The sequence below is a fragment of the Helicobacter pylori genome, assembly GCF_006439795.1.
GTDB lineage: Bacteria > Campylobacterota > Campylobacteria > Campylobacterales > Helicobacteraceae > Helicobacter > Helicobacter pylori_CR.
Map to the genome: position 1 here is coordinate 1 of NZ_VEYL01000024.1, position 9,522 is coordinate 9,522.

9 protein-coding genes are annotated in these 9,522 nt (G+C 37.9%); 4 read left to right on the forward strand and 5 right to left on the reverse strand.

From position 1 onward, the window contains the following. The first annotated feature begins 331 nt into the window (after window positions 1–331). Window positions 332–1,552 carry an HD domain-containing protein gene (locus FIM66_RS07765; RefSeq protein WP_140479835.1) on the forward strand — a complete coding sequence of 407 codons (1,221 nt, stop codon included), beginning with the start codon at window positions 332–334 and terminating at the stop codon, window positions 1,550–1,552. A 112-nt stretch (window positions 1,553–1,664) separates the two neighbouring features. Here the strand turns inward: FIM66_RS07765 and FIM66_RS07770 are convergent, their stop codons facing one another. From FIM66_RS07770 to FIM66_RS07790, 5 genes are all read right to left on the reverse strand, one after another. Beyond that, window positions 1,665–2,909 (reverse strand): RNA polymerase factor sigma-54, encoded by a 1,245-nt coding sequence (locus tag FIM66_RS07770; protein ID WP_140600351.1) that lies wholly within the window; start codon window positions 2,907–2,909, stop codon window positions 1,665–1,667. A gap of 2 nt (window positions 2,910–2,911) precedes the next feature. Then, window positions 2,912–3,634: an LPS export ABC transporter ATP-binding protein gene (gene lptB, locus FIM66_RS07775; protein WP_000353224.1), complete on the reverse strand. Its 723-nt coding sequence runs from the start codon at window positions 3,632–3,634 to the stop codon at window positions 2,912–2,914. A gap of 12 nt (window positions 3,635–3,646) precedes the next feature. Beyond that, window positions 3,647–4,048: a tRNA (adenosine(37)-N6)-threonylcarbamoyltransferase complex ATPase subunit type 1 TsaE gene (gene tsaE, locus FIM66_RS07780; protein WP_140600352.1), complete on the reverse strand. Its 402-nt coding sequence runs from the start codon at window positions 4,046–4,048 to the stop codon at window positions 3,647–3,649. After that, window positions 4,045–5,811, reverse strand: a complete 1,767-nt coding sequence (locus tag FIM66_RS07785; RefSeq protein ID WP_140600353.1) for a DNA polymerase III subunit gamma/tau — start codon at window positions 5,809–5,811, stop codon at window positions 4,045–4,047. Before FIM66_RS07785 ends, tsaE begins: the two co-directional genes overlap by 4 nt. Window positions 5,812–5,879: 68 nt before the next feature. Further along, complete coding sequence (locus FIM66_RS07790) at window positions 5,880–6,512, reverse strand: LysE family transporter (protein ID WP_127943887.1); 633 nt, start codon at window positions 6,510–6,512, stop codon at window positions 5,880–5,882. A gap of 263 nt (window positions 6,513–6,775) precedes the next feature. On the opposite strand from FIM66_RS07790, the gene FIM66_RS07795 reads away from it, so the two are divergent. The 3 genes from FIM66_RS07795 to hopQ all read left to right on the forward strand — a co-directional run. Continuing rightward, entirely contained in the window at window positions 6,776–7,198 is a 423-nt protein-coding gene (locus tag FIM66_RS07795) for a DUF1104 domain-containing protein (RefSeq protein ID WP_140600354.1), read from the forward strand. 28 nt (window positions 7,199–7,226) lie between these two features. Further along, window positions 7,227–7,688, forward strand: a complete 462-nt coding sequence (locus FIM66_RS07800; protein ID WP_000709603.1) for a sialic acid-binding protein — start codon at window positions 7,227–7,229, stop codon at window positions 7,686–7,688. A gap of 320 nt (window positions 7,689–8,008) precedes the next feature. Continuing rightward, window positions 8,009–9,522 (forward strand): Hop family adhesin HopQ (hopQ, locus tag FIM66_RS07805; protein WP_140600355.1); only part of this gene is annotated, 1,514 nt, incomplete at its 3' end.

The window sequence follows — 9,522 nt, forward strand, 5'->3', positions numbered from 1 at the left end:
TTAGCATTCCTTTGATCCAAAGAAAAGCCAGCGTCGTTTCTAGCGGTGATGGTTACACAAACTCTCTTGTTTTTAATGAAGGGGCTAGCCATTTTAAAGTGTTTTTTAATTATGGGTGGGTGTTTTAAGTATAAAATCCATTAAGCACGAAATCCATGACAGAAATAATATTTTTTTAAATAAAAGCCTTATTTTTGTCTTTTTTTCGTATAATAAGATTTAAGTTAGTATGATAGTGGTGCGTTAAGATTTTTCAAACTTGTGCGATCCAATCAATATTTTTTAATAAGATCATAGCTTTAATATTCAAAATAGTATAAAAAGGAAAGTTATGTATGCGGCTCATCCTATTAAACCCCTAAAAGCCCCTAAACTCAAAACTCAATTTTTAAGGCGTGTGTTTGTGGGCGCGTCTATTAGGCGTTGGAATGACCAAGCATGCCCTTTGGAATTTGTGGAATTAGACAAGCAAGCCCATAAAGCGATGATTGCGTATTTGCTCGCTAAAGATTTAAAAGACAGGGGCAAAGACTTGGATTTAGATCTTTTAATCAAGTATTTTTGCTTTGAATTTTTGGAGCGCTTGGTTTTAACCGATATTAAACCCCCTATTTTTTACGCCCTCCAACAAACGCACAGCCAAGAATTAGCCTCCTATGTCGCGCAAAGTTTGCAAGATGAAATCAGTGCGTATTTTTCTTTAGAGGAATTAAAAGAGTATTTAAGTCACAGACCCCAAATTTTAGAAACTCAAATTTTAGAGAGTGCGCATTTTTATGCGTCTAAGTGGGAGTTTGATATTATTTATCATTTTAACCCCAACATGTATGGCGTGAAAGAAATTAAAGATAAAATTGACAAGCAACTCCACAATAACGAGCATTTGTTTGAAGGGCTTTTTGGGGAAAAAGAAGATCTGAAAAAACTGGTGAGCATGTTTGGGCAGTTGCGTTTCCAAAAGCGCTGGAGTCAGACCCCAAGAGTGCCGCAAACCAGTGTCTTAGGGCATACCTTATGCGTGGCGATTATGGGGTATTTATTGAGCTTTGATTTAAAAGCTTGTAAAAGCATGCGGATCAATCATTTTTTGGGCGGGCTTTTCCATGATTTACCCGAGATTTTGACCCGAGACATTATTACGCCCATCAAACAAAGCGTTGCAGGGCTTGATCACTGCATTAAAGAGATTGAAAAAAAGGAAATGCAAAACAAAGTCTATTCCTTTGTTTCTTTGGGCGTTCAAGAAGATTTAAAATATTTCACCGAAAACGAGTTTAAAAACCGCTACAAAGACAAGTCTCATCAAATCGTTTTCACTAAAGACGCTGAAGAATTGTTCACGCTTTATAACAGCGATGAATATTTTGGGGTTTGCGGGGAGCTTTTGAAAGTGTGCGATCATTTGAGCGCGTTTTTAGAAGCTCAAATCTCTCTTTCTCATGGCATTTCCAGTAACGATTTGATTAAAGGAGCTCAAAACCTTTTAGAATTGCGATCCCAAACAGAACTGCTTGATTTGGATTTAGGGAAATTGTTTAGGGATTTTAAGTGATTTATAGATCTATTTAATAGTGTATTGGTTATAAAATTTAAAAAATGCAAAAAAAGTATTTTAATTTTATCATTTACGCTCAATGAGAGCGAAATCATTTGGTTGGTTATTTTCAAGCGCGCATCAAATAGAGCTTTTTCCTTTCGCTTGAAGAAGCGATGTTGAGCAGTTGGCGGTATTTGGTGATCGTTCTTCTTACCATTTTCAAATGGAATTTTTCTTCAATGAGTTCTAAAATCTTAGCGTCGCTCAAAGGCTCTTTTTTGTCTTCGTTTTTGATCAATTCTAAAAGATAGTCTTTAATCACAGCGTTTGAAGTCTCGCTATTGTCCAAGGCGATGCTAAAGAAATGCTTAATGGGGAAAACCCCCCTTTCGCATGCCAAATATTTATTAGAAATGGCCCTTGAAATCGTGCTTACAGAGTGGTTAAACTCGTTGGCTAAATCCAGTAATTTTAAAGGACGCAATTCCTTACCCTTAAAAAAATCGTATTGATACTCTAAAAGCATGAGACCGATTTTATAAATCGTGGCCTTTCTCAAATTTAACGCGTCAATCAAATCTTTAGCCTCTTTTAGTTTTTCTTTCAAATAATCGCTATCCTTAAAGCGATTTTCTTCTAAACTGATCGTTGGGTAGCTCTCATCGTTCAAACGCACGATGATTTCATTATCCACTTCTACAATAAAAAGTTCAGGAATGACTTCTATTTCTTTTTCTAAAAACTCAATGGCTGGGGGGTTTTTAAAGGATTTTAAAATCTTTAAAGCCTTTTCATAATAAAAATCTTTAGAAAATTCATGGTGTTTTTCTAAATTTAAAATGATTTTTCGTGTTTCTTCATAAAGCTCGTTATTGTCCAATTCCCTACCCTCTAACTGGAATAAAAAGCTCTCTTTCACATCTTTGGTGCCAATGCCAGCGGGATTAAGGTAACTAAAACGCTTGCGCACTTTCTCATAAACTTCGCTCTCTACCCCTAAAATCTTAGCCCTTTCTTCAACGCTTTCTTCAAAATACCCTTCACTATCCAGCCCGCTGATAATATCCATAGCGATTTTTTGAGAGGTTTCAGTGGGAAAGAGAGGGGGAATGATTTGAGCTTCTAAGGTTTCAAAAAGGCTTTTAGATGCGATTGCGAAATTTTCTAAATGATCGCTGCTCTTTTTAGCGCTAAAACGATCGCTAAAATTTTTGATGCGTTTGTTTTCAATTTTGATTAAGGGGTTATCTAAAGTGTTTTGTTTCAACACCTCTTCTAAATCTTCAAGCTCGCTTTGTAAAATGGGGAGCCACCCTTTTAAAGTAGCGTTTAATTTGTTTTTAGGGCTAAGGTTTGCATGTAAGATCGCCATGTTTATACCTTAAAATTTTCCCCTAAATAATACTTACGCACCAAAGCGTTTTCATAAATTTCATTAGCGTTCCCGCTCGCTAAAAGCGTGCCGCTTTTAATCACATACGCCCTATGACACACGCTCAAAGTCTCTCGCACATTGTGATCAGTGATCAACACGCCGATGTTTAATCCAATCAAGCTTTCAATGATTTTTTGAATGTCAATCACCGCAATCGGATCCACGCCCGCAAAAGGCTCATCTAATAGCACGAATTTAGGGTTTTTCATTAAAGCCCTAGCGATTTCTACGCGCCTTCTTTCTCCCCCACTCAAGCTCATGCCCTTGCGCTCTCTTATGGCTTGGATATTAAAAGCGTCTAGCAAGCTTTCCATTTTTTCTTCGCTCTCTTTAGAATTTTTAAAAGTGCTCTCCCCTGCTAGGGCTAGATTATCTTCCACGCTCAATTCTTTAAAAATGCTGGATTCTTGGGGCAAGTAGCCTATGCCTAAGTTAGAGCGCTTGTGTAAGGGGTATTTAGCTAAATCCACATCGTTTAAATAAACGCTCCCCCCACTAGGCTCTAAAAGCCCGCATATCATATAAAAGGTGGTGGTTTTACCCGCCCCATTAGGCCCTAAAAGCCCCACCACTTCGCCACTTTTCACTTCCAAAGAAACATCTGAAACGATCTTGGTTTTTTTAATCTGTTTGTTTAAATGCTCTGCTTTTAAAATATCCATTCAAGCGACCCTTTAAGCGATCTTTATTGTATAAAAACGGCTGGTTGATTCGGTTTTGATTTCCACAACCTTAATAGCTAAATCGTATTTTTTTAAAATTTTTTCTAATTTTTCATCGCCCCATTCCACAAAATGGATCCCCTTTTCCAACAAGCACTCCAACATGCCAAGCTCCAAGCAAGCCTTTAAATCGCGCATGTAAAAATCATAATGGAACACGCTCTCGCTATAAGCATGCATCAAGCTAAAGGTGGGCGAAGTCGCTTGAATGTCTAAACCCAAGTGTTTCAAGCACGCCTGAACTAAAGTCGTTTTACCGCTCCCCACAACGCCTTTTAAAAGCACCACCCCCTTAAAATCATCTTTTAAAATTGCAGTAGCCACTTTGTCCAACTCGTCTAAATGCGCTCTCATAACAATTCCACGCTTTTGATTTCAAACTCGCTCTTAATCTCTTCAATGAGATTGGAATGGTTAGCCATAAATTCTTGCAAGGCTGTAGGGGCTTCTTTTGGTTGGGTTTCTTGAACCTCTTTAGTGTCGTTTTCTTGAACCTCTTTAGTTTCTTTTCCAGCCGCTTCTTTAGTTTCATTTTCTTTCATTTCAGCCGTGGTTTCGGTGGTTGGTTTGGGTAAGATTTTTTCCCTTAAAGAAGAAATTTTAAAATCTTTAACCTCTTTAGTTTCTTTTGGAGCGCTTTTATTTTCCAAATGATGTTTTAAAGCGATTTTGATATTTTCGCCCTTGCCAAAAACCCCATCAACGATACTTTTCACGATTTTAAATCGTTCTCTTAAAAGCTCTTTATCCTTATCAGCGGCTAAAGACTCCCAAGTCAAGGTTTTAGTCTGGCTATCAAAATCAATGAAACGGATATTTTTTTCAAACACCGCCCCCAATTCGTAGTTGCGCTCATAAACCAATGTTTGAACTTGTTTGAAAAGGTTGTGAAAAATGCGATCTTTAGCTGAAAGCATAGGAGTTTGTAGGGTTTCTGTGTTCTCTCTTGTTTCTAGCTTTTCTTTTTTTTCTGTTCCCTCTATTCTTTCTGCTTGTTCTATTTTTTCTGTGCTTTTGGGTTCTTGTTTAGAGTCGTTATAGCTTATGCTAGGGTTTTGATTGAAAGGGGTTTGCTCTAATTCCAAAATCGCATCGTCTAGAGCTTTGAGTTTCAAAGCTTCTTTGAATTTCATTTTCAATAATAACAGCACAAAACTAGCATTAGCCCCTTCTTTCAAAAGGCTCAAACTGCTCATAATGATTTTAAAAAAGCGCTCTATCAAAAGGATAGAATACGAATCAGGGCTTAGTAATTTCGCTTTCAAAAAAAGCATCATTTCTTCTAAAACGCTCTCGGTTTCATAATTTTCTAAAATGGCATAACGCTCTTTTAATCGCGCTTCATCTTGGTTGATTAAACTTTGGAAAAAATCTTCTAAAACGCTCCTGTCAATCGCTCCTAACATTTCAGCCACTTTGCTTTCTGTGATAGCGTTATCGCAATAATTGATGGCTTGCTCTAAAAGAGTGATCGTATCCCTTAGGCTCCCTTGCCCGCTGTGAGCCAGTTTTTCTAATGCGCTTGCTTCATAGCTCACCTGTTCTTTTTCTAAAATGGTTTTTAAATGAGAAATAACGGAATTTTCAGGGATTTTTTTAAACCGGAAATGCTGGGTGCGGCTGAGTATGGTAGCGGGCAATTTCAAAGCGTCCGTTGTCGCTAAAAGGAATTTCACATGGCTAGGAGGCTCTTCTAAAGTCTTTAAAAGCGCGTTAAACGCTTCGGTGGTGAACATATGCACTTCATCAATGATAAAGATTTTATAGCGCCCAAAGCTTGGTTTGTAGCGCGTTTGCTCTATGAGGTTACGGACATCATCAATCCCCCTATTAGACGCCCCATCCATTTCTATAATATCTATGTGGTGGTTGTTTAAAGCGCTCTGGCATTGGATGCAAGTATCGCAAGGCACAGCCTTTGGCCCTGTTTCGCACATTAAAGCCCTAGCAAAAATCCTAGAAGAGCTGGTTTTACCCGAACCTCTTAACCCGCTGAATAAATAAGCGTTAGCCAAACGCTGGTTGTCTAGGGCTAAAGAAAGCGTTTTAGCCACGCTCTCTTGACCGATTAGCTCGCTAAAATGTTTGGGGCGGTATTTTAACGCTAAAACTTGCATATTGATTGTAATCCTTAAAACTCATTTAGGAGTATTGTAATGCAAAATGACTTAAAACTAGCCCCTTTTTAGGTTTTACTCAATAGCGCTAAAAAATCTTTAAATAAATTAATACTAAGTGTCCCCATGATAGCGGTTACAAAGAGATTCACGCCCATAAAGATTTTTTGGTTGTTTAAAAGTTTGGAGCCATAACGCAACGATAAAGTGCATAACAATAAAAGCCAAGAAAGAGCCGCCGATAAAGTGCCGGCTAAAAAGACAAATTTTTGCGCTAAATTAAAAGACAAAGCGCTCGCGCCAATTAAAAACACCATTTCCAAATACACTTGAGGGTTGAGTAAGGTAACGCCTAAAGTGAATAATAAGGTCTTTTTTAAGGATAGTTTTTTGGGGGTTTGGACTTGCTTCTTTTTAAAGGTTTGAAAAAGGGTTTTTAAAGCTAAAAAAGCGTAAAACCCGGTAAAAATTGCCCCAAATAAATTCAAAAACAAACTCAAATAAAGATTTTTCGCAAAATAAGCCCCCACGCCAAACACGCCCATGCTCATTAACACAATATCGCACATAAAACACAAAGCGCAAATCAAAAACACATAATTCCTAGCCATGCCTCGCTCTATAATAAACAAGGATTGCGCCCCCACCGCCGCGCACAAAGAAATCGCTAAACCAAAACCTTCTATAAAAACCACAAACATCTCGCTTAAATCCTTTCACTCAAAATAAGCCAAAAACTACCAACACCATACAAACCAATCATTCAAAATGGTATTTTAAAATTTTAGGGTTTAAAATGACCTTTATAAATAAAAGTTAAATGACACAATGGCTTGCGCGAAATTTAAAAGCCCCATTTTTTAGCACCATTATAGGCGTTTGAGAATAAATTAAAATTAACATGCTAAAATGCCAAAATTTGCTGTCGTTATGCAGCAAAAATTTGGACAACAAGGAATTGGGAATGAGAAGGAGTTTGGTTTTTTGCCTGTTGGCTTTGCTTGGATTGCAGGTTTTAGGCGCTAGGGATTTTTCGCAACTCAAAAACGAAGAACTTTTAAAATTAGCAGGCACTCTGCCTTCTAATGAAGCGATTGATTATCGCATGGAAGTGTCTAAACGCCTTAAAGCTTTAAACGCTGAGGACGCTAAGAAATTCCGCACGAATTTCAGCCGAATCGCTAGGAAGAATCTTTCCAAAATGAGCGAAGAGGATTTCAAAAAAATGCGTGAAGAAGTGCGTAAAGAATTAGAAGAAAAAACCAAAGGTTTGAGCGATGAAGAAATCAAGGCAAAAGGGCTTAATGTGAGCGTTTGCAGTGGCGATACGAGAAAAGTTTGGTGTAGGGCTGTTAAGAAAAAAGACGAACATTGCTCTCCTAAGTGAGATAAAATTTAATTTAAAAGGATAAAACATGAAAAAAGCGTTGAAAATACTTTCTGTTAGTGCGTTGTTATTTGTGGCTTTAAACGCCAAAGATTTCAGCAAAACAAGCGATGAAGATTTGGCTAAAATGGCTGGCATTGTCGCTCCGCAGGATATTGTGGATTACACAAAAGAGTTGAAAATGCGCATGAAAAAAATGCCTGAAGACAAGAGAAAGGCGTTCCATAAGCAATTGCATGAATACGCGATTAAAAACACAGACAACATGACCGTAGCGGATTTTGAAGCCCGCCAAAAAGCCATTAAAGAAGCGCTTAAAAAAGGCAACATGGAAGACATGGATGATGATTTTGGGTTGAGATCATGCAAGCATGGGAAAATGCACAAACACCATAAACACGGTGGTCATGATAAACATGGCAAAGGGCATGACAAAGAACAAGGCAAAAAAGATCACGATCACAATGATCATGGCGAAAATGAAAAATAAAGCTTAAATTACACCCCTTTCTCTATCAAAGCTTCAAATTCTTTAAGCAGAAATCCTAAACGCTTTTTAGCGTTTGGGATAAATGTGTTCTGTTAAGCGTTATCAAAATTCTATTCTCATTAAGTATTGCTTATAAAATTCAAAAGATGGTTTTATTGTTTCAAAAATCAACGCTTTAAAGATAAATAGATTAAAATACCCCAAAATCCTTTTTTTTTTTTTTGAAATCCAATAAATTTATGGTAAAATTAAACGCGTTGTAAATAAATTCTCATTTTGATACATTTTTTGCAATAAAACATTACTCTAAGGAACATTTTATGAAAAAAACGAAAAAAACGATTCTGCTTTCTCTAACTCTTGCGTCATCATTGCTCCATGCTGAAGACAACGGCGTTTTTTTAAGCGTGGGTTATCAAATCGGTGAAGCGGTTCAAAAAGTGAAAAACGCCGACAAGGTGCAAAAACTTTCAGACACTTATGAACAATTAAGCCGGCTTTTAACCAACGATAATGGCACAAACTCAAAGACAAGTGCGCAAGCGATCAATCAAGCGGTTAATAATTTGAACGAACGCGCAAAAACTTTAGCCGGTGGGACAACCAATTCCCCTGCCTATCAAGCCACGCTTTTAGCGTTGAGATCGGTGTTAGGGCTATGGAATAGCATGGGTTATGCGGTCATATGTGGAGGTTATACCAAAAGTCCAGGCGAAAACAATCAAAAAGATTTCCACTACACCGATGAGAATGGCAACGGCACTAAAATCAATTGCGGTGGGAGCACAAATAGTAATGGCACTCATAGTCCTAATGGCACAAATCAACTCAAAGCAGACAAAAATGTTTCTCTATCTATTGAGCAATATGAAAAAATCCATGAAGCCTATCAAATCCTTTCAAAAGCTCTAAAACAAGCCGGGCTTGCTCCTTTAAATAGCAAAGGGGAAAAGTTAGAAGCGCATGTAACCACATCAAAGAATGAACAAGGTAATCAAACTAAAACGACAACTTCTGTTATTGATACGACTAACGATGCGCAAAATCTTTTGACTCAAGCGCAAACGATTGTCAATACCCTTAAAGATTATTGCCCCATGTTGATAGCGAAATCTAGTAGCAATGGTGGAACTAATGGCACAAACACCCCTTTATGGCAAACAGCCGGTGGCGGCAAAAATTCATGCGAGACTTTTGGTACGGAGTTTAGTGCCGCTTCAGACATGATTAATAATGCGCAAAAAATCGTTCAAGAAACCCAACAACTCAGCGCCAACCAACCAAAAAATATCACACAACCCCATAATCTCAACCTTAACTCTCCTAGCAGTCTTACGGCTTTAGCTCAAAAAATGCTTAAAAACGCGCAATCTCAAGCAGAAATTTTAAAACTAGCCGATCAAGTGGAGAGCGATTTTAACAAACTTTCTTCAGGCCATCTTAAAGACTACATAGGGAAATGCGATATGAGCGCTATAAGCAGCACGAATATGACAATGCAAAATCAAAAGAGCAATTGGGGGAAAGGCTGTGCGGGCGTGGAAGAAACTCTGTCTTCATTAAAAACAAGCGCCGCTGATTTTAACAACCAAACGCCTCAAATCAATCAAGCGCAAAACCTAGCTAACACCCTTATTCAAGAACTTGGCAACAACCCTTTTAGGAATATGGGCATGATCGCTTCTTCAACCACGAATAACGGCGCCTTGAATGGCCTTGGGGTGCAAGTGGGTTATAAGCAATTTTTTGGAGAAAAGAAAAGATGGGGGTTAAGGTATTATGGTTTCTTTGATTACAACCACGCCTATATCAAATCCAATTTCTTCAACTCGGC